Source organism: Huaxiibacter chinensis, assembly GCF_022171985.1.
Classification (GTDB): Bacteria; Pseudomonadota; Gammaproteobacteria; order Enterobacterales; family Enterobacteriaceae; genus Enterobacter; species Enterobacter chinensis_A.
In genome coordinates, this window is sequence record NZ_JAJVHF010000004.1 from 284,961 (window position 1) to 309,786 (window position 24,826).

Consider the following 24,826-nt stretch of genomic DNA (forward strand, 5'->3'; position numbering starts at 1 on the left):
CACGTATGGTCCGGGTAACGTGTTGAGGTCAATGTATTGCATCGTGATGGTGTCGTTACATCTTTTACTTTCCTCCTGATTTGCATATTCACTCCCGGCAACCTGGTTGTTTGTTTTTTCTTCTTCCGGATTTATAGTGTAGGCATGAGGTGGCGTTTCAGGGCGACAGACTGTGAGGATAATCACTAACATTCATGCGCGTTATGGGCGTGTCAGCAAACTGGATGCAACAGAGCCGAAACTGAAATTTGAACCCGGATTTCTGTATGCTGAAATACCTTATATTAGCGGCATCCAGAATCGAAAACTGAGCCGATATGTACACTTTTATCTTATGGATAAAGCTATCCTGCAGGCCAGGGATTTAAAGCCTTTAGCCCGGGCATTTTTACGCTGGATAAGGTGGCTGGAGGATAACGGACTTGACCCTTTCACCCCGGGAACGTTGAAATACCAAAGCCCTACATATGGCTTCAGGGAGTATCTTCTGGGGGCCGTAAGGCAGGGGCGCATCGCCTCATCCACCGCGGCGGTGTACATCAGCGTTATCCGACGGTTTTACGTATTTCTGGGCAAGTGTGGTGAGCTGGCTGCCAGCTCATTTTTTACGTTGGTCGAAAAAGTCGTTGACGGGCGACGCAAGGTGATAAGTTCGGATCTTGCCATCAGGATAACCAGCACAACAAAAAGGACAATCAACCCACTGAATGATGCAGAGGTTCATATCCTGGATGAGGCACTGAAATCTGAGTCCGGGTTGTTCAGTTTAATGATTGTGCTGATGAAAAATTGTGGGTTACGGCTGGATGAAATGCTGACCCTGCCGTCGTCACTCTTTACTGAAGAGTACCTTGCCAGTGTCCCTGTATCTGAGTTGACCATCAGGGGGCTTCATATTGGTCCGAGATGCGGAGTTCATACGAAGTTTGGGATGACGCGAGAACTCTTCATCACCAGACGATTGTACGAGCAGGTTCTGGATTATCTGGCGGATGAGGAGTATGAAAAGAAGATCCAAAAATGGCGTGCACGACAGGGTGGGGAAGGGCGGCACGAGCCTTTATTTTTAATGGCAAACGGGAAACGGATGTCTGAAAAAGCCTTTTACTCCCGCTGGTACAGTTTTCGCCATCGCCTGGCCCGGTCTGCTCCGGGAAATGTGTTCAGACATAAACCCCATGATTTGCGGGCAACGTTTGCGACCCATTTTTTACGCTCGGCACTGAGTTGCTATCCCGATCAGGCCGCAAATGCGCTGGGTACAGTAAAATACTGGATGGGCCATAAAAGCGAAAATACGACGATGAAATACATCGTCTTTCTTCAGCAAAACCAGATTTCTGATGCAGTCGCCGGGGTCATGGACGCATTGATTGACGGTGCTGCAGGTCGCGATGGAGCCATATATGAGCCGGAGTGAAACGCAGATAACGTGGATGGCCGAAAATGTGCTGTCATGGGAGACGGTCAGCGGACACATCACTCAGCGGGATCTGAACCGATATTATTTACTTGACGTTTATCTTCAGGCTCATTTTTCAGATTATGTGTTGCTCCCCGGATGGTTTAGTGAACATTCGCATCTTGCCCGCCCTGAAAAACGCGATTTTATTGCCTCTCTGAAACGATTTCTTCTGTCTTACCGTCCCGCCGGAAGGTTAACCATTTTCCGTTATCTCAATATGTTTTTTATATGGCAGTCAGTCAATCAGTATGACTATGGCACGGCTGAAGGCGTTGAAATGTATATTAAACATCTCATGAACGATATTCGTCGGCGAAAAATTTCAGTCAGGATGGCAAGACACTACTTGTCCGTGGTCAACCGGTTTTTGCTTACGGGCGGGCAGATTCAGAGGCGGTATGAATATGAATTCTTACCGAAAGGAACGTATCAGCAGCAGGGAAGGGATAGCTATACCAGGAATGAACTTTCCGAGATCCTGAGGCAGTTGTCATCCATGAATGAGTTCCTTGCGGGATGTATCCGGGAGCATATCGCTAAATCGGAAAAAGGGGTGCGGCATTTCTCACCGTCTTTGCTGGCACCTGTTTATGAAGCGTATTTCCGGTATCCGGGAGAGAACGGGGTCAGCAGGGCAGAGATCATCATCAGGGACGTTCTGGAAAATTACTTTCTTACTTCTTTTTTTCTGTTCTGTTACCACACATGGGGAAACACCTCTCAGGTTCTGGGTCTGACGCGGGATGATATACATCTGGATGAAAAGGGTATCAGCACTGATTATGTTTATAAGGGGAGAGCGAATAAGTATATACGTCTGACGATAGGTAAATCGGAGTATGTGACCAAACGTGCGGGCTATTACTGGTTTCTGTCTTTTATCAGGCTCAGGGACGACATCGTTAACTATCTGGTTTCCGCAGATAACTTCCCTCCGGTACAGGCGCTGTTTCTGAGTGAGCCGCAGGTGAAATTCCGTAAGCTTTATTCTCTTAATCCCAGTCATCTGACTAAATTTTCTAACTCTGAGGGGGCGTGGGCCACGATGCGGCAGCTTAATCCCTCGCTTCCATCAATTACCGTTTCTGGCTTGCGCAAAACGTCTGAGCAGTATACGGACAGAACATTAAAGAATGGTCTGATTACGGCGGAAAAAGCACAGCATAACTGGGGCACTTACAGGCGGAATTATGCTGCAGGTAACCCACAGGGGGCGAAGGAAAACTTCAGTGCTGCACTTGATACGCTTATGAATCAGGGGATTGCGACACGTGCGTTATCCGAGCGGGTAAAAGTTGCTGATGAGCTGGGGATCGATCTGCGTGGAAGCGATGAGGGTGTGGATCTTTTATTGAATGGCCTGGGATGTCGATCGCAGGAGCCGCCTACAGATATTGAATTGCGCTTTATAAAAAAGCAAAAACGATTTGGCCGGACACCAAAGGCTTGTGCGGATTTTTCTCATTGTGTCGAATGTTCAAAAAGTTGCGTTGTGGAAACGCTGGAGTCTGTATGGCTCCTGCTGTCATTCAGGCATGCTATCGAGTATGGAAAACCGTTGTACATCGGTTCGGTCAATGCTGTGGAGCGTTATGAAACGTTACTCCTGAAGATTGATTTACGGCTTGGGCTGGTAGATGAGGCGACCCTGAAAAAAGCGCGCGTTAAACTTCAGCGAGAAGGTGTGGCTCCGGTATGGCAGATTTGAAGAAAAAAGAGGTAAGCCGTAGTCGAATGGCGGAGTTTCCTGCCGGAACGCCGCTTCGTTCAGGGGATGAGTTTCCGACTGAGGATATCATCTGTGAGGCACTAGAAAACAAAAGCTTTGAACGTCTGAATAACTGCCTGGTTATCGCCAGCTCAGATGAACATGATATGCGTTTTATCAATGAGGAGACGCTGAATATTTATTTCAGGGATGATGTCTGGACCAATCGCTATGTCAGAACCCATATTGGTGAAACGTTAAGAACCGTTAATTTTTCAGGCATACGGGATCCTGAACTGCGTCTTGAAGCCAAAATCATCTCAGCCAGCCTGCTCTGGATTGTCGGCAGGACCGCGAAGACGCAGTCCCTGATCCGGAAATGTGCAAACATTGTGGCGGGAGCCCGTATTATTGAGTCTATGGGGTATCGCAGTCTGTTTCAGCTTCGTTTTCCGCTTGTCCGGAATGCTTTCATTGTAAAGATGAAGGAGGAGGATGAGCACGGCAGGAAGCGTTCTGAAAGAACATTACGTAATTACTTTATGGACCTGGCGGATATCTCGCTGACAGGTCATACCCGTCTTCGAAAATACGGTTACTTTCCTGATATTAGCTTCGACAGTTACAACAGTGTGGATGATTCAAACCAGACATATTGTATGCCTTTCAGTCTTATGATGTCTGTCTGGGAAGGGCTGATTACTGAACTGGATGCTGAAATCAGTGATTTCGATTTTGACGGGTTTTCCCGGCTGTGCGCTATCATAAACGGTTTTTATGATTCGCCTTACTATACGTCGATGCTGGAAGCCCGTAAAAGAGGGACAGCAAAAAGCATACCGGATTACCGGGCCGCGTATTACTACAATATTGTTGCCGGGGAAATTCGGGCGCTTTTCGCGACACTTGGCCCCGGGATGCAGGGCTGGTTCTCGGTACATAAAAATAAGCGCTGGAGATCTGATTTTATTGGCGTTGATCACATAAAGCTGAACACCTGGCATTTTGAGCTGACGTTAAAAGTCATGAATGTGATACAGGCCATGTCGGGGATGAGACACAGCGAAGTGCTTGGCGTGATGCACGGTTCACTGATTTATGATGGTGATATCCTGGGACTTCGTTCGGTGTTGCATAAGTTCGCCCCGGAAGGTGGAAGTCACGAAGACTGGGTTGTTTGTCGCTATGTGGAAAAGCCTTTTCAGCATTTACGCAGAATTAATCAAATCATGACAGGCCTGGACGGGAAGACGCTGGACAATGTTCCATTGTCTTTAAATATCAGGTCGTGGTTCTCGGAGCAAAAACTCTCTTTTATGGGGACGCAGCGCCAGACTGAGTGGGCAAAGAAATTTGTGAAAAGACACCATCTGTTCATCCGACGTGACCATATTGATGAGTTCAGGCTTTTAAATCCAAACATACGTGATGATGAACGCGTTGCGATGGAGATTCGGGAGGGGGCTTTCTGGCCATTGCGAACCCATCAGTTTCGCCGTTCACTTGCTGTACACCTCAGGCGTCTTGATCTGATTTCTACTAATGATCTTATCCGGCAGTTTAAGCACTTAATCAGAGGCATGACGGAGTGGTATATGTCCGGTGCACTCAACGCTTCGCATTTTAGCCGGGCGATCCCTCAGGCATTCGCTGCCGAGATTGAGAGGGTTGATACCGAACTCTCAGCTTCCAGGGCTGTTTCTTATCAGCATGAAGGCCTGCTTTATGGCGAAGGCGGGAAGTTACTGATGTCCCAGAGAGGTGGGCACTTACATCAGATGACGTTTCCTACACTGAAAAAAGCGATGAGCATGGCTAAACGAGGCGGGCAAAAACTGGTATCTCTTGGAAACGGTTTTTATTGCATGAATGGCCATGACTGCGAGTTTAAGGCGGTTGTTCAGTCAGCGTCCTGCAATCCGGGATGTGAGAACATGCTGGCCGGAGCTGATTCTGTTCCCGTGTGGAAACGCAGGATGGCTCATTATGACAACCTTCTGGAGATTGCCGTGCGAAATAATGCTCCTCAGGCTGACAGGGATTTTCTGATGCTTGAGAGAGATTTTTATGCAGATGCTGTCCGTTTTTTTGAAAAGGATGAATAGAGCATGACGAACGAACAGTCGGGGGTTAAAAAAACACAGGCAAGAGCAGAGCAGGCCCTGAGGGAACTGATGTTATCAGGGGAGCGTATCAGCCAGTATGCTGTGGAAAAACGAGCGGGGCTGGCAAACGGCACCCTGAATTATAACTGTCCTGAGTACAGGCAGGTCAGGGAGGCTATCCGCAGTCTGAAAAAAACGTGCCAGGGCACCGCGCCGGTTGATGAGCAGGGCATTGAGCAGCAGATCAAGCTGAAAGAAAAGTATCGCCGTCAGAGAAATGAGCTGAGGGAAGAAATCAAAAAGATGATGGCTGAAAATGTAGAGCTGTTACATAACCTTATACTTTTACAGCAGTATGTCAGGGAGCTTGAACGCAACACCGGGAGGGAGAAAGGGGACGTCATTCCGTTCTCGGGTGGTGTCAGGGACTGAGGCTATACTGAACGGAAGGACGCGAGGTGAATCGCCACAGGTTTAACAGACACCTCAGAGTCATTTAAGATGACTTAAAGAGAGGTGCCCATGAGCGGTAAGCGTTATCCTGAAGAGTTTAAAATTGAAGCAGTCAAACAGGTTGTTGATCGCGGTTATTCTGTTGCCAGCGTTGCAACGCGTCTCGATATCACCACCCACAGCCTTTACGCCTGGATAAAGAACTACGGTCCGGATTCTTCCACTAATAAAGAACAGTCAGATGCTCAGGCCGAGATCCGCCGTCTTCAGAAAGAGCTGAAGCGGGTTACCGACGAACGGGACATATTAAAAAAAGCCGCGGCGTACTTCGCAAAGCTGTCCGACTGAGGTACGCCTTTATTCGTGACAACACCTATTGCTGGCCTGTTCGCCTGCTCTGTCGGGTGCTGGATGAACATCCCAGTGGTTTTTACGCCTGGCTTCAGCAGCCGCATTCACAACGCCATCAGGCAGACCTGAGACTGACAGGACAGATTAAACAGTTCTGGCTGGAATCGGGATGCGTCTATGGTTATCGCAAAATCCATCTGGATCTGCGGGACAGCGGGCAACAGTGCGGAGTGAACAGAGTCTGGCGACTGATGAAACGTGTCGGGATAAAGGCTCAGGTCGGATACCGGAGCCCGAGGGCATGTAAAGGCGAGGCCAGTATCGTGTCGCCCAACAAGCTCCAGCGACAGTTCAATCCGGATGCTCCGGATGAGCGTTGGGTAATCACAGCGTGGTTTCCTCAAACCCTCGCTGTGAATTAACTGAAATACTTCATTGAAGCTGTAACCAAACAGTTAACTGAAAGAATGAGCCCGCAGAGCATTGCACAGCGATGACACCATTTGTTGAGCTTCACCGTTTTCGCATACAACCGTCCGGAATTTGGAAAAGCACTGTCTTTTTGTACTGACCGATCATGATTAAGTGACACCTCTTCGAAAAAGAGAGCGCGATGAGCGATTAATATATGGCTCGAAAGACAATTATGTTGGGCTTTTATGACCGCTGTCAGAGGTATTATCTTACCCGGACGGCAACAGGGTCGGAATGTCATCAGCGGCACTGTAACAAGCTATCCGCCATCTTAAATATCTGCAGGTCCTTGCACCGAGTATGCACACCAACCGACAGAGTGATTTGACCCAAACTGGTGGATATTTTGCAAAACTATTAGCCTCTTATGACCGGTCTGCAGCCTGATATTGAGGAATTAGTGCGCTTTCATGGAATGCCTGCCGGGATCGCAAGTACGAACCCCCGGTACTGTTACACTGAATGTGCTCAGTCCTGTATCAGATTGTATTTTTCAGCAACTCAAGAACAACCCTTATTTTATCATTGTCACGTTTGTAGTACGTCCAGGGACCGATGCGCTGAGAAGTAACAAGTTGTGCCCGTTGAAGAGCTGAGAGGTAAAGAGAAACGGTAGACTGTGAGAGCCCGACCTTTTCCTGAATGATACTGACACACACACCGAACTCGTCCGCATCAGCATAAGGCTGATGGAAGTGTATTTTCGGTTCCTTGAGCATATGCAGAATTTTTCTTCTAACAGGGTTTCCCAGCGCCTTAATCACGTCATTCAAATCAATATCAGGCATAAACTCTGTCACTTGTCGCATTGAGGAATTGCAATGTTACGATACTTCTCTACGTTAAGCATCAGCTTTTGAAAAGCTGATGCTCATAAGAATGGTTAGCCAAAGGCGGGATAATCTGTGTAGCCTTTTGCCGTTCCACCATACATGGTTGTTGGATCGACCGGATTCAGTGGCCATTCATGATAAAGGCGCTGCGGTAAATCCGGATTAGCTATGAACGGGCGGCCAAATCCGATAATGTCTCCCCAGCCAGCACCGATAATCCGTTCGGCTTTTTCTTGCGTATATCGCCCGGCATACATAATTACACCGCTGAATAACTTACGGACTTCAGCTCTGAATGCTTCAGGCAATTCGGGAGCATCATCCCAGTCGGCTTCAGCAAGAGAAATATAGGCTATTCCGATTTCTTCAAGAATTTTAACGGCTTCGGTATAGGTTTCATGGGGATCATCTTCCACCAGGCCAAGATAGACCCTTACTTCATCCGTGGTCTGAAAGAGCGGAGCAAAACGGACTCCCACACGGTCTTTACCGACCACATCAGCGACAGCCTGCGTCACTTCGCGCAGAAACCGCAGCCGGTTATGTAATGAGCCACCATATTCATCCTCTCTTTTGTTGCTATGGGATGACATGAACTGGTTAACCAGGTATCCATTTGCACAGTGAATTTCCACACCGTCAAAACCGGCATCAAGGGCGTTCTGAGCTGCCCCGGCGTACATCCTGACAATCTCACTAATTTCCTCTTTTTCCAGTGCGCGGGGGCAGGAAGCGGTAGCCAGCGCACCCTCTCCCGGCCCGGTTTCGATGAATACCTTAACGTTTTCCCCTGCCGGTATCGCCGACGGAGCGACAGGCGAGGCGTTACATGGCTGCAGGGAGTTATGGGATACTCTTCCGACATGCCAGAGCTGGGCAAAAATGATGCCTTCTTTTTCATGCACTGCCCGCGTCACTTTCTTCCAGCCTTCCACTTGCCGTGAGCTGTAGATCCCCGGGGTCCACGCATAACCCTGCCCACGAGGTTCGATTTGTGTTCCTTCGGTCACCATAAACCCGGCACTGCTGCGCTGTGCGTAATATTCAGCCATCAGTTCGTTCGGAATATCACCCGGTTGTGAGCTCCGTGAGCGGGTTAAAGGCGGAAGTACAACACGATTCTTCAGGGTGTAGGGACCTAGTCTGGTGGGAGAGAACAGGTTTTTCGTCTTCATTACATATCCTGATATAGCGAATTTTCAATATCACTGAAACGCCATGTCTCAGCATTTACGACCTGGCATGTCGTCGTTCGGCCGATGTAGCCGCAGAACCACGACACTTTATTCCACATATTGAGATTTACCAATATCTAGATTTATAAAAATTATGATCGGATGAGCGGAACGGGGGGGTTGCCTGATGGCTCACAGAATCGGCATCATGAACCTAAATGGTTCTGATAATGTTATCGGAGATCCTGAACGGGAACGGTATGCGTCACGATTTTAATGACTATGTTGCATTCATGGCAGTAGCACAGGAGTGCAGTTTTTCACGGGCTGCTGTCCGCCTCGGGATCTCGGCATCCACGCTTTCACACACGATACGTCGTCTCGAGGAGCGCGTTGGCATGCCGTTACTTATGCGTACAACCAGGCGGGTGGCTGTCACCGAAGCCGGTAAACAATTATTACTGACGCTTGAACCCGGTCTTGCGCGCATTGAAGCGGGCGTGACAGCTCTTCAGAGACTGCGCCATACACCGGCTGGGCTGGTCAGACTTACGGTATCAGATCACATGATTCATGAATGTCTCTGGCCACGATTGTCACCGTTACTAAAAAAATATTCGGATATCAAGGTGGAAATGTCGCAGCAGAACGGTTTTGTCGACATTGTTGAGGGCAATTTTGATGCCGGAGTCCGAATTGGTGATGACATATTAAAGGATATGGTGGCCGTCCGAATCGCACCGGACATACGGTTTGTCGTCATTGGATCGTCCACCTATCTTGCAGAAAGAGGTCTGCCGCTACATCCCTCTCAGCTGGAAAAACATGACTGCATCAATATACGTCTGTCACCCACAGGCCCGCTGTATGGCTGGGAATTTGTCAGGCAGGGGGAGATTGTGAAAAAAGTGGACGGGCAGCTTACTTTTTCAAGCATTTATCCAATGCTTCAGGCAGTAAAAGATGGCTACGGCCTGGCCTACCTGCCGGAGTCTTCTGCCCTGGCGGGGATTGAGGCGGGACACTATTGTCGGGTGCTTGAGGACTGGTCAGAGGCTTTTCCCGCCGACATGATAATTCCAATAATGTCCATTACAGGCTCCGGTAAAGATAATACCGACACCTTACATGAGAAAGGCAAAAGCAATATAACCTGCTGTGCTCCGGATTTTAAGAATGAGCGGTTTACGTAGCAGGATGAGCAGTTCGAACCAGAAATTTCGTTACTATTGCTAAAGTAAAACCTGATGACCTCTAATCGTAACGGAGACCAATATGACTTCACAACTGAACTGGCAGGCCCCGGCTATCAATCGCAAAAAAGTAGGTGACATGACTGTGACCATGCTGAGTGATGGCTATCTGGACGTATCTTTTGAGCTGCTGTCTGGTATTGACGGCTCACGTGCCGAGGATTTACTGCAGAAGCGCGGTGTGCCAGCAGTACCCCGTATTAATATCAACGTCTACGTTATCCAGACGCCTGAGCGAACCATCCTGATTGACAGTGGTGCCGGAGGTATCAATGGCTGGGGCGGTCGGCTTCAGGTAGCCCTGGCCGCGGCAGGCATTGACCCGCTTCAGATTGATACCCTTCTCCTGACTCACGCGCATCCTGACCATATCGGCGGGCTTGCAGGCCCCCTGCAGACTCCCGTTTTCCGCAATGTTCAGCAGTTGTTTGTGCATGAGAAAGAACTCGCTTTCTGGCGTGATGAAACCATTTCCGCTGGCGCGCCTGACGCATTCAAGCCGTTCTTTGAAGTAGCAAGGAACGCCTTCAGCGCTTATGACGACAAACTGGTGCCATTCCGCGAGGAAGCGATTTTACCAGGTATTCAGACTGTACCGCTGTTCGGCCATACACCAGGACATACCGGTTATCTGCTGGGTGATGAAAAAGAGTCGCTGCTCATCTGGGGTGATATTGTTCACTTCCCGCACATTCAGGTTGCTCAGCCTGACGTTACTATCGCGTTCGACAGCGATCCTGCGGCGGCGGCGGCCATCCGTAGCAAAGTGCTTGACCGCGCAGCGAGCGATAACCTGGCTGTCAGTGGTATGCACTTCAACCTGCCTACTACCGGTAAGGTTATCCGTGAAGGTAACAGCTTCGCACTGAATTACGACCTGTGGTCACCCGCAGTCTGATCACCTTCCTTCCCGGTGCACACAATAGTGACCGGGAAGATCCCCTTTCATATCGCCCGACAAGAACCCACCTGCAATACTATGAATATCACTGCCTCACAAAAAAATGGCTCATTACTCTTGCGCCCTGGCTTTTTGTATTCCTCTGGAGTCAGGGTTTGTCGCAGCCAAATTTACCGTGCAGTACAGCGCGCCGTTTCATCTTTTATTCCTGCGTGGCGCATTTTCCTGTCTGGTCCTTCTGCTGCTTACACTGGGGTTCAGGGCCCGTTTTCCGTCCGGCAGAGGAATGGTTCGCAACCTGATTGTCGGACTTTTCCTGCAGAGCTTCTTTCTGGGCGGATGCTTTTATGCCATCCATCGTGGCATGCCGTCAGGCATTGTGGCGCTCATCACCGGCCTGCAGCCGGTACTGACTGCAATACTGGTTTCACTCATGCACCGTCAGTCCCTGCATCCCCGGAAATGGCTGGGTATTGCGATTGGCTTTGCGGGCGTTTTCCTGGTGCTCTCGCCAGGCCAGCATAGTTTTGCACTGGATCCTGTGGCTTTTGGGTCGGTCATGCTGGGGTTATTTGGCGTAACGATCGGAGCGCTTTATCAGCGCCGTGCTCAGGGAGATGGACATATCTTTGCGAACACGTTTTTACAGTACGTCACTTTGACAATATCGATGGGTGCAATTAGCCTGATGTTCGAATCTGCTCCGACGCAGTGGAGCTTATCATTTGCGCTGGGTCTGGGCTGGCTGGTTATTGGCGTATCGGTTCTGGCGATTATGTTGCTGATTTTTATGATACGAAGCGGTGAAGCAACCAAAGTCGCTACTTACTTTTACCTGGTTCCCATTCTCACGGCAGCTGAAGCGTGGTTGCTGTTTGGAGAGGCCATTACATTGCCCATGCTTGTGGGTATGGCAATAACTATAATCGGCCTGATTTTTGTCATCCGGGAATAGACAACCGCACGCGTCGCTGTATGCTTTTGTATATGGCGACGTATAATAGCGGTCAAAGTCAAATTCCGGATGAATATGCAAACAGTCAGCTTTTCCGATTCTCCCGTTGATGATCTCCTCGCTGAGCTTCTTACCCTGGCACGCTCCCGTTTTCCACTTCCCTGCGATTGCCTTCGCGCAGAACAGACGCATCAGGTAAAGAAGTTCGAGGTGGAAGGTGCGACCCTTTCCTTCCCGCTGGAAGGAGAATTCCGGTATCGTGAAAATGAGAAATGGCACCGGGTGATCCCGGGCGAGATTATGGTCGTCCCGAATGCCCGTAGCATCGATATAGAATATGCCCCTTCAGAACAAAGTGGTGAGTTTGTTGCCCTGAGCGTGGTGCTCGCGGAGGAACAGCTTGAAGCAGCCAGGCTGTTACTTGCCGCACCACCACCACAGGACACCGGCAGCATCGCAGCCATTTCCGTATCAGCTCTTCTTTCACCCCTTAACCGCTGGACAGCCGCAATGCGGGAAGGGAAGCGTCCGCTTTCCCTGCACGCCATGGTTGAAGTGGTGCTCTGGCTTTATGGCATGGGATACCATGCTTTGCTGCGAGCCCGGCAGCCAAGTCTGGCCATGAAAATCCGTCAGATGGTAGCGGACAAACCGGCTCATCCCTGGAGTGCTGCTGAAATTGAAGATCTGACGGGACTCAGTGGCCCCACGCTTCGGCGCCACCTGGCCAGTGAGTCAACCAGCTTACGCTCAGTTATCGCCGATGCACGTATCGCGGAGGCTCTCCGCCTGCTGATGACATCGACGCTGCCGGTAAAAACGGTCGCGGGGCGGGTGGGTTACAATTCACTATCGAGCTTCAGCAAGCAGTTTTCTGAACGCTATGGAATCGAACCTTCAGGGTTCCGCTGACTTCAGTTCGTTCAAGGTACACATTGCGTCCCTCGCACTTCAGTAACTTGCGTGGATCTTTCGAATATAACGGAAGATATTGGCCGGCATTGCGTGTAACCGGTTCAGGAGTTCTCATCGTGACGGGAGAGCTAAATCGGTACGGCTGTTGTTCTCAGCTATAAGAACAACTGAGTATCTGACCAGCTGTCTGGTGCTGGCAGCAGCATGCAGTGCAATCGGTCAGGCTCAAAGGAACTGACCTGATGTCAGGTTATAATTTCGGACACATCATAACCCCAGAAGGAGACAACTGTGGTTCATGTTTTCATTATCGGTGGTGCAGGCAAAATCGGCCAGCGTCTGTGCAGGATCCTTTCAGGTAGGGGGCATGCTGTTCGTGCCCTCTACCGTAAGCCAGAGCAGCAGGCATTGCTAGGCGAGCTGGGTGCTGAGCCCGTCAGTGGGAGCCTGACAGAGCTGGATGCAGCTGCGCTGGCGATGCACTTTGCAGGTAGTGATACAGTGGTGTTTACTGCCGGTGCCGGCGGTAAGGGGGGACAGGAGATGACCAATGCGGTCGACGGCGAAGGGCTGAAAAAGTCGGTAGCTGCCGCCCTCAGTGCCGGTGTGTCTCGCTTTCTGCTCGTTTCTGCATTCCCGGAGTCCGCACGGGGAGAAACCACTTCTGAATCATTCGAAAATTATATGCGTGTTAAAAAAATGGCCGATGTGGAACTAGCACAAAGCGAGCTTGACTGGGTGATCCTGCGCCCCGGCGCGCTGCAGGATAAGACTGGTACGGGTTATGTACGTGCCGGCCTGGCCATCCCGTATGGTAACGTGCCCCGTGATGACGTGGCGGCTACGCTGGCTGAACTCATTGAGCAACCTGCCGTCAGCCGCGTCATCATTGAGCTGACGTCTGGCGATGCTCCTGTCCGTGAAGCCATACAGAAGCTGGCGGGCCGATAAAAGGCAGCGCACGTACCAGCAGGCTGCAGGCCCCCAGGCGTTTACAATAAACTTTCCAGCCAGTCGGTAAACGCCCGTACTTTTCGGGAGAGATGGCGGTGCGGATACAGAAGTTACAGTTTGCGATTCGGGGACGTATTATCTGGCAGAACCTCTACCAACAGCCCGCGATCGAGATAAGGCTGCAAAAAAATATTCATGCCCTGTAGTATTCCCAGCCCCGCCAGGCCTGCTGCAATGTAGGCTTCTGAGTTATCCACGACAAGCCTGCCTGGAAGTTCAATTTCGGTGGAGCCCTCTGACGTCCCGAATGTCCAGGGCATAACTTGTCTGTTGCTGCTGTTAATCCAGTTGACGGCCTGATGCTGCTGCAACTCGTCCATTGTTTCCGGGGTGCCGTGTTGATCAAGATACGCAGGACTGGCGCAGGTCGTCATTTTAACGGTTCCCACCTCCTTTGCGATATAGTCGCCATCGTCCAGCTCCCCCACCCTCAGTATGCAGTCCAGGCCATCATGCAGCATATTCCGTCGGCGGTCTGAGCTGCTCAGGATAATTTCAATTCCGGGATGCTGGCGATAAAAATCAGGCAGGTTGGGTATAACAAGTAAAGCCGCAAACGCGACAGGCATATCTATGAGCGAATAGCGGGCGTCAAAATGATAGCGACAGGAAAGTTCTGCCATATTAAACATAACAACCCTTGGGCGCACCGCCGCAGGCGCCCTCAGCACGTTTCTGCGGCCTCCCGCCTGTTTCCGGCACCTTTCAAACGCCCCTGATGATTTCTGCGCGTCTGCATGGCTATGCAGTGAGATCTGCTCTCCACCGATTAGTGCATGCAGATTTTGGAAACGTCCAATTCTGGCACGAAGCGGTCACCCCGGCGGGGTGCAGTCCGCTGTCAGCGAAAACGGACATTGAGCCAATCAAATAATCTGTGCCAGAATTTGTCATTGAGGCTAGTACTTTCGAGTAGATCTATTTCCCGCCCGTACTCTTAAACTCATCTATCTCATCCTTCTACGACTTATTACCGGGAATATAAAACCCCGCCGAAGCGGGTTTGGTAATTTGAGTTTTTCTCAGGCGGCCATCTTTCTGCATTGTTCGGCGCAGTGATGACAAGCGCTTGAGCAATCCTGACAATGGTCATGTTCATGCTTTCCACACTCGTCACCGCACTTCTGACAAACATCAGCGCAAAGACGGCAAAGATCCTGGGCAGACCCGCTATTTAGTGTCATGAATTGAGCTGCAAGACGGCAGATATTTGCACACTGCATATCCAGTTTTATGCACTCGCGCATCATCTCCAGATTCTCTTCGTCGAGACACGAAGCCGCACAGTTATCACATGCCGTTGCACATAGATAACAGGCTTCGATGCATTTTTTGTATTCGTCTAACATAATTTCTCCTTAGCTAAGGTTACGTATTAAGCATGGAAGAGATAACTGATTATTCAAATTTTGAATTAGTTAATTACCTTTTCAGCATTTCATATCATTGATTCAAAGTGCATCTCTAGGGTTACCTAATTCACCTATGTCTACTTCTGGCACAATGCAGAAATGAGATAGATTTACTTTATCCGCTTCTCGCTCAAAGCTGTCCGTAATCCCTTGCCTGCTTAAAAAAACCGGATTAACGTGTGATGTTTTTACGTTTTCCAGGCAGCCTTCATCGGTAAGTACCTGTCTTACAGACTTCAATGCACTTAGTTAAGAAACATCCTAATCGTCCTTTCGCCGATCGCGAGATCTGTTATGGCAGCTAAACTCGATTGATACCCCAATCCGCGGGGCAGCATTTCCTTTCCGCACGCAAGAAGGAGAAGATCATGAAAGCAGTAATTTACAACGGTCCTTATGATGTAAAAGTAAAAGACGTACCGGATGCGAAAATTGTCCGCCCCACGGATGTACTCGTCCGCATCACCACCACCAACATTTGTGGGTCGGACTTGCACATGTATGAGGGCCGGACCAGCTTTGAACAGGGACGGATTCTGGGTCACGAAAACCTGGGTGAAGTGGTCGAAATTGGCTCAGGCGTTGAACGTATTAAGGTGGGCGACTATGTTTGTCTGCCGTTTAACGTGGGATGTGGTTTTTGCGAAAACTGTGAAAAAGGTCTGACCGGCTTTTGTCTCACTACCAATCCGGGTACGGCAGGCGCAGCTTATGGTTTTGCTGAAATGGGTCCCTGGGAGGGAGGTCAGGCGGAACTGCTTCGGGTGCCATTTGCCGACTTTAACTGCCTTGTTCTTCCCCCTGATGCGGCAGAAAAAGAAGATGATTATGTGATGCTCTCTGACATTTTTCCTACCGGCTGGCATGCAACAGAACTTGCCGGATTGAAGCCTGGTGAAAGCGTGGCCATTTATGGCGCGGGGCCGGTCGGTTTGATGGCAGCTCATTCGGCGATCATTAAAGGTGCTTCACAGGTGTTTGTGGTTGATACGCACACAGACCGGTTGGCTCTGGCTGAAAAAATGGGGGCGACGGGCATCAATGCTACTGGCGATGAAGCTGTACAAAAAATTCTCGACCTGACGGATGGACGCGGTACGGATTGTGGCTGCGAATGTGTTGGCTATCAGTGCTGTAACAAACATGGCCATGAAGATAACTCTGTTACCATGAACAGTCTTGTTGCGTCGACGAAAGCAACCGGGGGAATTGGTGTGGTTGGCGTCTTTATTCCTCAGGATCCGGGGGCTGAATCGGAGCTTGCCAGAGAGGGTAAGATGCCATTTGATTTTGGGAGTTTCTGGTTTAAAGGACAGGCAATCCGTACCGGCCAGGCGAACGTTAAGGCCTATAACCGTCAGCTGTCTCGCCTCATCCATCACGATAAAGCCAGTCCGGGCAAAATAATTTCTCATCGTCTTTCGCTTGAAGAGGCTCCTGCCGGATATAAGCACTTCGATGAGCGGGATGAAGGATGGACGAAGGTTATCCTTAAGCCTTAAATAGAGTTATCCGGTATGAGAAAGCAAAAACCGGGAAAGAATGTATGACTTTTGACAGGGTGCAATAAAATATCCTGTCAGGGCGTTATTATTCATACTTTCAGCTGCCAGGCGCTTCCATATCCAGACTTGTTCCCTGATTTTGCCGACGAGATAGCAAAATTAATACATTCAGGAGGAGGCATCTGCGGTTGATCTGTTCCGTATTTATTAACGCCCTGTGCTGTAAGTATTGTCTGCCTCTACCACATAGCAGACATGTGCGCAGGAACGGTCCGCTATGAGCGAAAAGCGGACTTCCGGTCCTTGCGCAAACTCCCGTTCCGAGAAGTTGCAGTTCACAAATCACCTGTTAAAGAAGGTATGGTAGCCCACAGCATTAATTTTGCTTCCATCTTCAGTCAGACTGGCCGGTACCGGCTTCCGATAAGTTTCGTCGGCTGAGGCCCGCTAAAGTAGAGAGGTCAAAAAATAACCTTGACGTACAATAATTTTCGATATCCAAACTGACCCCTAATTAGGTGGACACCTGATGACTGACTTAAAATTTCTATCACGCCAGCGTTACACATCCGCAGTCGCATCTTGCGGGGTTCAGCGGGGTGTTGCAGGCGGACGTGCACGTGCGGACGCCCTCTGACACCACGACCGAAGCGCTGTGCCGTATCGGCGAGCTGTATGGCATCGAGGCGGGCATCCGGGGCAAAAGCGCGGCGGAACGGCTGGCCATTCGGCAGGAAAAAGCGGTACCGCTGCTGACCGCGCTGGAGGGCTGGCTGCGTGAAAAGCAGAAAACGCTGTCACGGCACTCGGAGCTGTCGAAGGCGTTCGCGTACGCGCTGAACCAGTGGGATGCGCTGAAATTATACCTGCGGGAGATTACTGATACAGAACACGCCGGGAATGTGCCGCCATTGACGCAATGACGACACAGCCCTTTTTAACCGTTCCGTGAGAGTTCCCTGGCAATATACTGTGCGGTACGGCTTTCTTTGACCTGCGATACCTGTTCGGGAGTTCCTGCGGCAACCAGGCGTCCTCCCTCATGTCCCGCTCCAGGACCGATGTCGATAACCTGGTCTGCCTGAGTAACCGCCCGCATATCGTGTTCAATCATTATCACCGTATTTTCTGCATCAACAAGCCGCTGCAGCTGCACAAGGAGGCGGTCGGCGTCTGAAGCATGCAGGCCGGTTGTCGGTTCATCTAGGATATACAACGTGTGGCCACGTTGGCTACGTTGTAGTTCGGTTGCCAGCTTGATCCTTTGCGCCTCCCCTCCGGATAACTCGGTTGCTGGTTGTCCCAGACGCAGGTAGCCCAGACCAATTTCACTCAGCAGACGGAGGGGACGAGCCACTGGTTCTTCAGTCGCAAAGAACTGACTGGCTTCATCCACCGTCATATGCAGGACCTCCGCGATATTTTTGTCCTGCCAGCAGATCCTGAGAGTATCCCGGTTATACCGCGCGCCATGGCAGGTCGGGCACGGTGCATACACGCTCGGCATAAACAACAGCTCCACGCTGACGAATCCTTCACCTTCACAGGTTGCACAGCGGCCTTTTGCCACATTGAAAGAGAATTGACCCGCATCGTAATGATGGAGTTTGGCGTCAGTCGTTCCGGCAAAGAGCTTACGAACAGGATCAAACAACCCGGTATATGTCGCCAGGTTTGAACGGGGGGTCCTGCCTATCGGTTTCTGGTCAACCTGAACCAGACGCTTTACCAGTCCGGTATCACCGGTCAGGGTACCGTACGTTTTCTCCGTTACGGATGGCCCCTCAGCGTCGCTGGCTTCGGAAAGCACGTCTTCTGGCTCACCGCCAAGTGAAGAAAGCACCAGTTCCGGTAAGGCCTGGGCAATCAGACTGGATTTACCGGAGCCAGAGACTCCCGTCACGGCTGTCAGCACACCCAGAGGAATATCAACATCGATCCACTTAAGATTGTGGCGATGGATCCCCTGCAGTTTCAGCCACCCGGATGGGATACGGGCAAAAGATTGTGGTGGCCGGACTTCATCAAATAAATAACGCGCGGTACGAGATTGGGTGACGGCTTTCAGATCTTCAGGAATACCACTGTAGAGAACATGTCCTCCCTGTTCACCAGCCGACGGTCCCACATCAACAAGCCATTGCGCCCGTCGCATCAGGTTAAGATCATGTTCAACGACAAACACCGAGTTGCCGGCATCACGAAGGTTCTCAAGCGCATCGTAAAGCGCTTTACTGTCTGAGGGGTGCAGACCCGCAGACGGTTCATCAAGAACATAGACCACACCAAACAGCATCGAACTGAGTTGCGTGGCAAGACGCAGTCGCTGAAGCTCTCCTGCAGATAGAGTTGGGGTTGCTCTGTCCAGCGTAAGATAACCCAGCCCCAGCTTCTGCAACTGATACAACCGGGCCATGACACCACCGGTCAGCCGTTGTGCCGCCAGTCGTTTCTCTTCCGATAACGCCGATGTCCGGCAGACATCGGCGTTATCGGAATGGACCGCTTTTCCGGATGCAGCACGCTCTGTCAGATCCCGACGGGTGATATCCCTGTCGGCATCTGCGCCGGCGTGGTGGGCACTGAAATCCCCCCGGGAGATTGGAAGGAGCAATTCCGCCAGCTGGTCTAAGGGCATCTGCATAAATTCACCAATGTCCACACCGGCAAAGGTGACGGACAATGATTCTGACTTCAGTCTTTTCCCGTGACAGACCGGACACAGCTTGCCTTCCATAAAACGGGAGACTCGTTTTCTCATCAACGCGCTTTGCGTGCTGGCGAAGGTATGTAGCACATAACGACGTGCCCCGGTGAAGGTCCCCATATAACCCGGCGTCATTTTTTTCCTGACGGCTTCGCGCGTATCTTCCGGACTCAGTCCCGGGAAAACCGGTACAGTGGGGGTGTCTTCGGTAAAAAGGATCCACTGACGGTCTTCCGCTGGCAGATTTTTCCAGGGAGTGTCGATGTCATACCCCAGCGTCACCAGAATATCCCGCAGATTCTGTCCGTGCCAGGCCGGGGGCCAGGAAGCAATAGCCTTTTCACGGATACTAAGTGAGGGATCGGGCACCATCAGTGTTTCAGTTACCTCATAGATATGGCCCAGACCATGGCAAGAAGGGCATGCCCCCTGCGGCGTGTTGGGAGAAAAATCCTCGGCATACAGCATCGGTTGTCCGGCAGGATAAGCGCCCGCCCGTGAGTACATCATTCGCACCAGACTGGATAAGGTGGTCACGCTGCCGACAGAGGAGCGCGCGTTACTGGCACCGCGTTGTTGCTGAAGCGCAACGGCTGGCGGCAGTCCGTCAATGGCATCCACATCCGGAACCCCGACCTGATCAATGAGGCGACGAGCGTAGGGGGCAACCGATTCAAAGTAGCGCCGTTGCGCCTCAGCATAAATGGTGCCAAAGGCCAGTGAAGACTTACCCGAGCCTGACACACCCGAAAAAACAACCAATGCGTTGCGCGGAATGGAAACATCCACCTCTTTAAGGTTGTTCTCGCGAGCACCGCGAATCACAACTGAATTGTTGTCGTCAGTCAGGATGGGATGATAACCGAAAAGTTTCTTTGCCATAGAATTTCCTGTGCTAGGTGTGTCCGCTCTTAATAAGGCCACCTCTTGTGACGGTATCTGGTGTGCCGGACCGCTCGATCAGAAAGCCCGTCGAAAAAAGCGTTTGTGTGACTGGAAACAGATTGCTGAAGCTGGGCCCGGTGGTACCATGTGGGACACCGCTGAAGTTTCAGCGGTACCCTGCGGATCCGCCTTCTGTATGAGAACTGGCTGGCGGCGTACCCGGGACCGGAGATTTGGCTCCCGTGATAATGCGGGCTCCCCGGTACGCGACGCTGTGGTTCCAGACCCAGCTGATGGCGACACTCAGGCGGTTTCGGGTACCAATTAAAAAATACAGATGAATAATGCACGTGATTTCATATGTCATTTCCTTTCATTACAGTTTTAGACCCCATCAGACATCTGCCTGGCAGAGTTAACGGAGATAGGAGCGGACTATCGAAATGGTGTCGTCGATTGACCTCTTCTGCGACTCATTTCGTTTGCCCGTATCGGGGAATTCCTCCCGAAGATAGCTTTCCAGAACAACCGCCATCAGGTCGTTAACGGCTCCCTGGACTGACCCCGCCCCGGTAGACGATCCTGCCCTATAGTTTGAGTATAGGAGGAGCGTATGGGCACACCACGATTTACACCTGAATTTAAGGAAGAAGCCGTCCGTCAGATAACGGAACGCGGTTATTCCGTCGCCTAAGTATCTGAGCGTCTGGGCGTCTCTGCACACCGCCTCTACAAGTGGCTACGGGCTATCAAACCTGATAACAGCGAGCAGCATGCCCGGGATTTACTGGAAGCTAAAAGCGAGATCCTGAAACTCCGGGCGCAGCTAAAACGCACCGAAGAAGAACGGGATATCCTGAAAAAGGCCGCGCGGTACTTTGCAAAGGAGCCCGACTGAAGTACCGCTTTATCAATGAGCACCGAACTGTATGGGGTGTGATGACGATGTGTCGGGTACTGAATGTCGCCCGGGCCGGGTTCTATGCGTGGCTGCATAACCCTGTCTCGGCGCGTGATAAAGATAACCAGCGCCTGCTGATGCTTATCCGCGACTCATATTCCCTGAGCGGAGGCGTATACGGTTACCGGCGGGTTCATGGCGATCTGAACGAAATCGGGGAAACCTGTGGTAGAAACCGGGTGGGTCGGATCATGCAACTGGACCGGATTAAAGCTGTGCGCGGCTATAAAGCGCCACGTCGTATCGCTGGCAGGCCTTCAGTCGTTGCTCCTAATCTCGTGCAGCGGCAGTTCACCGTTGTCCGGGCCACCCAGGTCTGGGTCACCGATATTACTTATATCCGCACCTGGCAGGGCTGGCTGTATCTGGCGGTGGTTATCGATCTCTTCGCCCGTAATGTGGTCGGCTGGTCGATGAAACCCACTCTCTCACGCGAACTGGCGCTCGACGCGCTGATGATGGCGGTCTGGCGCCGAAAACCAGACAGCGAGGTTATCGTACATAGCGATCAGGGCAGCCAGTACGGCAGTGACGACTGGCAGCGCTTCTACCGGGCCAATAACCTGGCGCCGAGCATGAGCCGGCGTGGCAACTGCTGGGATAATGCGGTGGCCGAATCGTTCTTCAGTTCGCTGAAAAAAGAACGGATCAGAAAACGCATATATAAAACCAGGGATCTGGCCCGGGCGGATCTTCGATTACATTGAAGTCTTCTATAACCGGTCCCGGCGCCACAGCCACCTCGGCGACGTCAGTCCGGAGGCCTTCGAACAGGCCTCGTCGTGAGGACAGGATTTGTCTACAGGCGTGGGGTCAGTCCAAACTATAGGGCAGGATCGTCTACCGGGGCGGGGTCAGTCCATCAACGGCTCGGAAGTGTCTAGATTATCCGTGGCGATTCAGTTACAGTACATCTCAGGTCTGCAGGGTTCAGGCCCTGTTCAGGCCTGAAAATTAAGCACATTTTCTGAGGCTGGAAATCAACTCATGCTGACAGCCTGAGCCTGTTGGCATGGTAAGCAATGTGCTCACCAATAAAGCTGGAAATGAAATAATAGCTGTGGTCGTATCCAGTATGATATCGGAACGACGCATTGAGGTTCATCTCATTGCATACTCTCTCAAGGATTTTGGTGCGCAGTTGCTCTTCATAAAAGGCGTCACTCAGCCCCTGATCAATGAAGATTTCTGGTAATTTTTCACCCTGTAAAATGAGGCTGACTGGATCGTAGGCTTCCCACGTTTTTCTGTTTTCACCCAGGTAAGCGCTAAATGCCTGTTGCCCCCATGGCACCTGAGAAGGCGATACTATCGGGGAAAATGCTGATACGCTCACATATTCACCAGGATTTCGCAGAGCCAGCACCAGAGCACCCAGCCCTCCCATAGAATGACCGGATATAGATTTTCTTGCCGTTGCAGGAAAATGATTCATGACGACATCCGGAAGCTCTCTGAGAATATAGTCATACATCCTGTAATGAACATTCCACGGCTGTTCCGTCGCGTTCAGATAAAAACCGGCCCCCTGGCCAAGATCGTAACTGTCGGCATCCGGGACATTATTACCCCGGGGACTGGTATCCGGGACAACAACGATGACGTTATGCCGGGCTGCATAATGCTGCATACCTGATTTGGTGATGAAATTCTGCTCAGTACAGGTCAGGCCCGACAACCAGTATAGTACCGGCAGTTTTTCTGTTACTGCTTTGGGAGGAAGATACACACCGAAATTCATTTCACAATTAAGGGATTGTGAATAATGCCGGTACACGTTTTGCCAGCCGCCAGAGCTGGCATGCTGCTCAATGAGTTCCATCAGCCGTTATCTCATGGTTATTTCCCCTGACCGAAGCCAGGGGAAGTATCTTTAAATCCGGACGTCAGATAAACGTATACGCCGTGATTTTGTTACCCGCCGGATCCCGCAGGTAGGCAGCATAGGCCCCGGGAAGGTGACCACGCGGGCCAGGTTGACCTTCATCAGCTCCACCGGCGGCAAGGCCGGCAGCATGGAAAGCATCAACCTCTTCCGGGGTGGCAGCAGCGAAGCCGACAGTCACCCCGTTAGCGGAAGGTGCTTCACCGTTGCCCGGACGGGCAATGATAAATGCCGGCTTTTCGCGGCCATAGAGTACCCAGCCGTTGCCAAACGGGCCGAGGTTATTGATACCAAGCGTGCCCAGGACGACATCGTAAAATGCGGAGGATTTCTCGACATCGGCTGCGCCAATGAACACATGAGAAAAGATGCCGTCACCAGAAATTACCGGAGTTGTCATTTTCCACTTCCTTCAGTTTGAGTTGATTAAAATTCTGATGGGATCAGTAATGAATCACTGTCCGGATAGATTTGCCTTCATGCATAAGCTCGAAGGCGTCATTGATTTCATCCAGTGTCATCGTATGGGTTACAAATGGCTCAAGGTCAATATCCCCCTTCATGGCATCCTCGACCATACCGGGGAGCTGAGTGCGGCCTTTTACTCCGCCAAACGCGGAACCTTTCCATACGCGCCCGGTGACCAGCTGGAAAGGACGGGTGGAAATCTCCTGTCCGGCCCCTGCGACACCAATGACAACGGACTGCCCCCACCCACGGTGAGCACTTTCCAGCGCTGCACGCATGACGTTAACGTTACCGATACATTCAAAGGTATGGTCAATACCCCACTTGTTGATATCCAGCAGAACATCTTTAATCGGTTTGTCATAATCATTCGGGTTAATGCAGTCAGTGGCCCCGAACTGACGGGCCAGGTCAAATTTTGTCGGATTAGTATCGATAGCGATAATACGTCCCGCTTTTGCCTGACGGGCCCCCTGTACCGCAGCCAGACCAATTGCCCCCAGACCAAAAATGGCAACTGAATCGCCCGGCTGCACTTTAGCCGTGTTATGGACGGCGCCAATACCGGTAGTCACGCCACAACCCAACAGGCAGACGTGTTCATGGTTCGCCTCCGGGTTAATTTTTGCCAGAGAAACCTCGGCCACAACGGTGTATTCACTGAATGTGGAACATCCCATGTAGTGGTAAAGAGGCTGACCGTTGTATGAAAAGCGAGTGGTCCCGTCAGGCATCAGTCCTTTGCCCTGAGTCTCGCGAACCGATACACAGAGGTTCGTTTTACCGGACTGGCAGAATTCACACTCCCCGCATTCAGCGGTGTAGAGCGGAATAACATGGTCACCCGGCTTCACACTGGTGACGCCTTCACCAACTTCAACGACGATACCGGCTCCCTCGTGGCCGAGAACCACCGGGAAAACGCCCTCAGGGTCATTCCCTGAGAGGGTAAAGGCATCGGTATGGCAGACACCTGTGTGGGTGTTTTTAATCAGCACCTCGCCTTTTTTAGGCGGAGCAACATCAATTTCAACAATCTCCAGGGGCTTCCCTGGTGCAAATGCAACAGCGGCACGTGATTTCATACGTAATATATCCTCAATGTAATAATGGCCTCACCTATTTAAGATAGGCACGAACCAGCTCAATCGTATCGTCAACTGATTTACTGACTTCATGACTGTAGCTGTCATTCTGGTCAAAGGTTTCCCGTATGTGGCTCTCCAGCACCTCTGCCATCAGTCCGTTAGCGGCGCCCCGGACGGCGGCGATTTGCTGGAGAACGGAACGGCATTCAGCGCCACTTTCAAGTGCTCTTTCCAGAGCATCAATCTGACCCCGGATACGGCGAACCCGGGTTAGGACCTTTTTTTTCTCTTCAGGAGTACTGGGCATTGCTTA

General features: G+C 51.1%; 18 protein-coding genes and 4 pseudogenes. 13 read left to right on the forward strand and 9 right to left on the reverse strand.

What is annotated here, in order from left to right; all coding sequences use genetic code 11:
• Positions 1-172 precede the first annotated feature (172 nt).
• From LZP96_RS13105 to LZP96_RS13125, 5 genes and pseudogenes are all read left to right on the forward strand, one after another.
• A complete protein-coding gene (locus LZP96_RS13105; RefSeq protein WP_007897923.1) occupies positions 173-1,420 on the forward strand; it encodes a tyrosine-type recombinase/integrase in 1,248 nt (415 codons plus the stop codon).
• Positions 1,407-3,173 (forward strand): hypothetical protein, encoded by a 1,767-nt coding sequence (locus LZP96_RS13110; RefSeq protein WP_007897920.1) that lies wholly within the window; start codon positions 1,407-1,409, stop codon positions 3,171-3,173. Before LZP96_RS13105 ends, LZP96_RS13110 begins: the two co-directional genes overlap by 14 nt.
• A complete protein-coding gene (locus LZP96_RS13115; RefSeq protein ID WP_017384059.1) occupies positions 3,161-5,278 on the forward strand; it encodes a hypothetical protein in 2,118 nt (705 codons plus the stop codon). Before LZP96_RS13110 ends, LZP96_RS13115 begins: the two co-directional genes overlap by 13 nt.
• Before the next feature lie 3 nt (positions 5,279-5,281).
• Positions 5,282-5,710 carry a hypothetical protein gene (locus LZP96_RS13120; protein ID WP_017384060.1) on the forward strand — a complete coding sequence of 143 codons (429 nt, stop codon included), beginning with the start codon at positions 5,282-5,284 and terminating at the stop codon, positions 5,708-5,710.
• A 90-nt stretch (positions 5,711-5,800) separates the two neighbouring features.
• Positions 5,801-6,489: pseudogene (locus LZP96_RS13125) on the forward strand (IS3 family transposase); the annotation flags it as partial.
• Positions 6,490-7,035: 546 nt separating this feature from the next.
• On the opposite strand, the gene LZP96_RS13130 reads toward LZP96_RS13125, so the two are convergent.
• Together LZP96_RS13130 and LZP96_RS13135 are read right to left on the reverse strand one after the other, a co-directional pair.
• Positions 7,036-7,344, reverse strand: coding sequence for an ArsR/SmtB family transcription factor (locus tag LZP96_RS13130; RefSeq protein ID WP_032415288.1), 309 nt, complete (start codon positions 7,342-7,344; stop codon positions 7,036-7,038).
• 95 nt (positions 7,345-7,439) lie between these two features.
• Positions 7,440-8,564: an alkene reductase gene (locus LZP96_RS13135; protein ID WP_023279877.1), complete on the reverse strand. Its 1,125-nt coding sequence runs from the start codon at positions 8,562-8,564 to the stop codon at positions 7,440-7,442.
• A gap of 260 nt (positions 8,565-8,824) precedes the next feature.
• On the opposite strand from LZP96_RS13135, the gene LZP96_RS13140 reads away from it, so the two are divergent.
• The 5 genes from LZP96_RS13140 (at position 8,825) to LZP96_RS13160 (ending at position 13,539) form a co-directional block, all read left to right on the forward strand.
• Positions 8,825-9,757: a LysR family transcriptional regulator gene (locus tag LZP96_RS13140; protein WP_158002126.1), complete on the forward strand. Its 933-nt coding sequence runs from the start codon at positions 8,825-8,827 to the stop codon at positions 9,755-9,757.
• A gap of 82 nt (positions 9,758-9,839) precedes the next feature.
• Positions 9,840-10,715, forward strand: coding sequence for an MBL fold metallo-hydrolase (locus LZP96_RS13145; protein WP_017384065.1), 876 nt, complete (start codon positions 9,840-9,842; stop codon positions 10,713-10,715).
• A gap of 106 nt (positions 10,716-10,821) precedes the next feature.
• Positions 10,822-11,673 (forward strand): DMT family transporter, encoded by an 852-nt coding sequence (locus LZP96_RS13150; RefSeq protein WP_023279882.1) that lies wholly within the window; start codon positions 10,822-10,824, stop codon positions 11,671-11,673.
• Positions 11,674-11,883: 210 nt separating this feature from the next.
• Positions 11,884-12,585, forward strand: a complete 702-nt coding sequence (locus LZP96_RS13155) for a helix-turn-helix transcriptional regulator (RefSeq protein WP_240186054.1) — start codon at positions 11,884-11,886, stop codon at positions 12,583-12,585.
• A gap of 294 nt (positions 12,586-12,879) precedes the next feature.
• Entirely contained in the window at positions 12,880-13,539 is a 660-nt protein-coding gene (locus tag LZP96_RS13160) for an SDR family oxidoreductase (RefSeq protein ID WP_007897903.1), read from the forward strand.
• 41 nt (positions 13,540-13,580) lie between these two features.
• Here the strand turns inward: LZP96_RS13160 and LZP96_RS13165 are convergent.
• Both LZP96_RS13165 and LZP96_RS13170 read right to left on the reverse strand, forming a co-directional pair.
• A pseudogene (locus LZP96_RS13165) lies at positions 13,581-14,177 on the reverse strand (LysR substrate-binding domain-containing protein); the annotation flags it as partial.
• A 447-nt stretch (positions 14,178-14,624) separates the two neighbouring features.
• Entirely contained in the window at positions 14,625-14,951 is a 327-nt protein-coding gene (locus tag LZP96_RS13170; protein WP_022649401.1) for a four-helix bundle copper-binding protein, read from the reverse strand.
• A gap of 431 nt (positions 14,952-15,382) precedes the next feature.
• Between LZP96_RS13170 and LZP96_RS13175 the strand changes: the two genes are divergently transcribed.
• Positions 15,383-16,516, forward strand: a complete 1,134-nt coding sequence (locus LZP96_RS13175; RefSeq protein WP_022651297.1) for a glutathione-independent formaldehyde dehydrogenase — start codon at positions 15,383-15,385, stop codon at positions 16,514-16,516.
• A gap of 569 nt (positions 16,517-17,085) precedes the next feature.
• Positions 17,086-17,385, forward strand: a pseudogene (locus LZP96_RS13180) (IS66 family transposase); the annotation flags it as partial.
• 71 nt (positions 17,386-17,456) lie between these two features.
• On the opposite strand, the gene LZP96_RS13185 reads toward LZP96_RS13180, so the two are convergent.
• A complete protein-coding gene (locus tag LZP96_RS13185) occupies positions 17,457-20,108 on the reverse strand; it encodes an excinuclease ABC subunit UvrA (RefSeq protein ID WP_012561117.1) in 2,652 nt (883 codons plus the stop codon).
• 616 nt (positions 20,109-20,724) lie between these two features.
• Here LZP96_RS13185 and LZP96_RS13190 point away from each other — a divergent pair.
• Positions 20,725-21,858 (forward strand): annotated as a pseudogene (locus tag LZP96_RS13190) (IS3 family transposase).
• Positions 21,859-22,057: 199 nt separating this feature from the next.
• Here LZP96_RS13190 and fghA read toward each other — a convergent pair.
• The 4 genes from fghA to frmR all read right to left on the reverse strand — a co-directional run bounded on the left by fghA (position 22,058) and on the right by frmR (position 24,820).
• Entirely contained in the window at positions 22,058-22,894 is an 837-nt protein-coding gene (fghA, locus tag LZP96_RS13195) for an S-formylglutathione hydrolase (protein WP_012561110.1), read from the reverse strand.
• 64 nt (positions 22,895-22,958) lie between these two features.
• A complete protein-coding gene (locus LZP96_RS13200) occupies positions 22,959-23,357 on the reverse strand; it encodes a VOC family protein (protein WP_012561111.1) in 399 nt (132 codons plus the stop codon).
• 43 nt (positions 23,358-23,400) lie between these two features.
• The gene (frmA, locus tag LZP96_RS13205) at positions 23,401-24,510 is read right to left on the reverse strand and encodes an S-(hydroxymethyl)glutathione dehydrogenase (RefSeq protein WP_017384070.1); all 1,110 of its coding nucleotides are present in this window, start codon (positions 24,508-24,510) and stop codon (positions 23,401-23,403) included.
• A gap of 34 nt (positions 24,511-24,544) precedes the next feature.
• Positions 24,545-24,820 (reverse strand): formaldehyde-responsive transcriptional repressor FrmR, encoded by a 276-nt coding sequence (gene frmR, locus LZP96_RS13210; protein WP_017384071.1) that lies wholly within the window; start codon positions 24,818-24,820, stop codon positions 24,545-24,547.
• Positions 24,821-24,826 lie beyond the last annotated feature (6 nt).